Source organism: Mesorhizobium sp. M7A.F.Ca.CA.004.06.1.1, from assembly GCF_003999135.1.
Lineage (GTDB): Bacteria > Pseudomonadota > Alphaproteobacteria > Rhizobiales > Rhizobiaceae > Mesorhizobium.
Map to the genome: position 1 here is coordinate 1 of NZ_RZPQ01000682.1, position 3,238 is coordinate 3,238.

Below are 3,238 nucleotides of genomic sequence, written 5' to 3' on the forward strand. Positions count from 1 at the left end.
ACCAGCCGCACCACCGCATCGAGCAGCACGAGCGCTGCCGGCTCGCCACCGGAGAGGATGAAGTCACCGATAGAGACCTCCTCCAATCCCCGCGCGTCGATCACCCGCTGGTCGACGCCCTCGAAGCGGCCGCACAGGATGACGGCGCCTGGCCCAGCGGCCAGTTCGCGCACACGCGCCTGGGTCAGCGGCTTGCCGCGCGGGCTCATCAGCAGCCGTGGCCGCGCGTCGCCTTCCGGCGAAGCATGGTCGATGGCTTTCGCCAGCACGTCGGCGCGCATCACCATGCCGGCGCCGCCGCCGGCGGGCGTGTCGTCGACGGTGCGATGGCGGTCGGTGGCGAAGCCACGGATCTGGATCGCCTCCAGCGACCACGTCCCGGCCTCCAGCGCCCGGCCAGCCAACGACAGGCCGAGCGCGCCGGGAAACATTTCGGGGTAAAGCGTCAGCACGCAAGCGGAAAAACTCACCGGTTGCCCCCGGCATCGCTCGGTCCGCGCGGCCGGCCTTTCGGATCGAAGTCTTCCTCGCGCGGGCCATCGCCATCGCCATCCTCGTCGTCGACCAGCCCGGCTGCCGCCGGATCGACACGGACAAAACCCTCGGCGATCGACACTTGCGGCACGGCGGCCTGTGTGAACGGGATCAGCACGCCCTTGCGCCCGCCCAGCGTCACATCGAGAATGTCGCCGCCGCCGAAATTGTGCACCGCGACCACCTTGCCAAGCACGGCAGCCGTATCGTCGCGGACTTCGAGGCCGACAAGGTCGGCATGATAGAATTCATCTTCCTCGCCATCGTCCGGCAGCATCGAACGGTCGACGAACAGCTCCGTGCCGGCCAGCGCCTCGGCCGCGTTGCGGTCGGCGACACCTTTGAAGCGCACCACGACCACGGTGTTGGCAGGCCTGATGTCGATGATCTGGAAGGCGCGCCCGTCCCTGGCGTAGAGCGGCCCGTAATCGGCCAGCGCCAGCGGCTCACCGGTGAAGGTCTTCACCCGCAATTCGCCCTTGATGCCATGGGCGGCGCCGATCACGGCCATCTGGACAGGGTTCTGGGGCTTGCTCATGGCGCTTTTACCTTCGTCATCCACGGGCGGAGCAGGCGCGAAGCGACTGCGCAGACCCGAGGATCCATTCCGTTACGGCGACCAAAAAGCACGGCAGTTCAGAAAGGGTCACGAGTCTCGTTCCTGCCAACTCTCTATTTGCAAACACTTCGCGCGGTCTCCACCGCAAAGCTATCAGACTTGTAACGCAGCAACGCTCGCAGGTCACGGCATGGATCCTGGGGTCTCCGCGACGTCGCTTCGCTCCTGCTCCGCCCCAGGATGACGAAGGGGGCGGGCATTTCAGCCAATCACCAAGGTAGTCACCTGCCGCCAATCGATGGTCTCCTAACCTCAGCCGGCTGTCATTTCAATGACGGCTCTTCACCGCTTCCTAACCCGAATACCCGAAAATGCCGCCATGCAGGAATTCCTGATCCCGGCCAAACCCGATCTCCAGGCGGCACGCGAAAGCTGGCTGAAGATGCTGGCCCGAGAGCGCCGGCTGTCGCCCAAGACGGTGGAAGCCTATGAGCGCGACACGCGCCAGTTCCTGCATTTCCTCACCGGCCATTGTGGCGGCTCGCCCGGCATTTCGGACATCGCCGATCTGCGCCCGGCTGACCTGCGCGGCTTTCTCGCGGCGCGGCGCAATGCCGGTGCCGGTGCCCGCACGCTCGGCCGGGGTCTCGCCGGCATCCGCTCGCTGCTGCGTTTCCTCGAGCGGCGCGGCCTCGCCAATGCGGCCGGGGCGGCAGCACTGCGCGCGCCGCGCCAACCCAAATCGCTGCCCAAGCCGCTGACAGCGAGCGATGCCAAGCATGTTGTTTCCATTGAAGGCCAACTGGCGGAGGAACCCTGGATCGCAGCGCGCAACGCCGCCGTGCTGACACTGCTCTACGGCTCCGGCCTGCGCATTTCCGAGGCGCTTGGCCTCGCCGGCGCCGATCTGGCGTCGGCGGCCGACACGGTGCTTCGCGTCACCGGCAAGGGCGGCAAGACGCGCCTGGTGCCGGTGCTGCCGGTGGCGCTCAGGGCGATCGCCGAATATCGCCGGCTCTGCCCCTACCATCTCGACCCCAAGGGCCTGTTGTTTCGCGGCGCCCGCGGCGGTCCGCTCAACCCGGCCATTGTCCAGCGCGACATGGCCAAGCTGCGCTCGGCGCTCAACCTGCCCGATACCGCGACGCCGCATGCGCTGCGCCATTCCTTCGCTACGCATCTGCTCGGCCGCGGCGGCGATTTGCGCACCATCCAGGAACTGCTCGGCCACGCCAGTCTGTCGACGACGCAGATCTACACCGGCGTCGACACCGCGAGGCTGCTCGAGATTTACGAATCAGCCCATCCACGGGCATGAACGCCAGTAGCGTCGCATAGTATCGGTGGCCAAACGTTCACCATTGGCCGAAAGCCTCCCCAACGTCGTCATCCCTGGGCGAAGCAGGAGCGAAGCTCCGTCGCGGAGACCCTGGGATCCATGCCGCGACCTTTGCCATGGAGTGCTGCGGAGCGGAATTCTGCACTGTTGCAGCGTTCCAGAGTCCCGGCATGGATCCTCGGGTCTGCGCCGCGTCGCTACGCTCCTTGCTCCGCCCATGGATGACGAAGAAATGGGCGTTTCCGCTAATCATTGAGTCATGAGCACCATCGACGTCCGCTGAGGGCGATAGCCGGTCGAAGACAATTTCGCAGTACCAATTAACCGTTTTGCCGCTTTTCGGTTCTAGGAATGGGATCATGAAACGCGTCATCGCCATCGCCGACCGTGCAGCTTCCGTGTCGCTGAAGCTGCTCGTCGCGCTCAACGTTCTGTTCTTCCTGTCGTTTCTCGCCGTACTGCTGTTCGCGGCCGGCAAGGCGCATGCCGAAATCCCGACCTGCACCGGCGCCGACATGCTGTCGGCCTTGCAGAAGAACGATCCGGCGACCTACCGCAAGATCGAAGCGGAAGCCGCCGCGACACCGAACGGCAAGGGCCTGTTGTGGAAGCTGGAAAAGCCCGGCGAGAAGCCGTCCTTCCTGTTCGGCACCATGCATATGACCGACCCGCGCGTCACCACGCTGCCTCCCGACGCGCAGAAAGCCTATGACGCCGCCGGCACCATCATCATCGAAACCACGGACGTGCTCGACAAGCAGAAGATGATGGTCGCGATGCTCAAGGAGCCGGACCTGATGATGTTC

The 3,238-nt window shown here is 65.4% G+C and carries 4 protein-coding genes; 2 read left to right on the top strand and 2 right to left on the bottom strand.

Going from position 1 to position 3,238, the window contains the following annotated elements; translation table 11 throughout:
• Positions 1–470 (bottom strand): tRNA (guanosine(37)-N1)-methyltransferase TrmD (locus EN906_RS28230; RefSeq protein WP_127375528.1); only part of this gene is annotated, 470 nt, incomplete at its 3' end.
• Positions 467–1,072, bottom strand: a complete 606-nt coding sequence (gene rimM / locus EN906_RS28235; RefSeq protein WP_127267360.1) for a ribosome maturation factor RimM — start codon at positions 1,070–1,072, stop codon at positions 467–469. The genes EN906_RS28230 and rimM, both read right to left, overlap by 4 nt.
• A gap of 400 nt (positions 1,073–1,472) precedes the next feature.
• Between rimM and EN906_RS28240 the strand changes: the two genes are divergently transcribed.
• Both EN906_RS28240 and EN906_RS28245 read left to right on the top strand, forming a co-directional pair.
• Entirely contained in the window at positions 1,473–2,411 is a 939-nt protein-coding gene (locus EN906_RS28240) for a tyrosine recombinase XerC (protein WP_127270058.1), read from the top strand.
• A gap of 380 nt (positions 2,412–2,791) precedes the next feature.
• Positions 2,792–3,238: TraB/GumN family protein (locus EN906_RS28245; RefSeq protein WP_206529188.1), on the top strand; the 447-nt coding region annotated here is incomplete at its 3' end.

Excerpts from the sequence above, each read along its gene's own strand:
- rimM (WP_127267360.1), bottom strand. The coding sequence starts at position 1,072 with ATGAGCAAGCCCCAGAACCCTGTCCAGATGGCCGTGATCGGCGCCGCC.
- EN906_RS28240 (WP_127270058.1), top strand. The coding sequence starts at position 1,473 with ATGCAGGAATTCCTGATCCCGGCCAAACCCGATCTCCAGGCGGCACGC.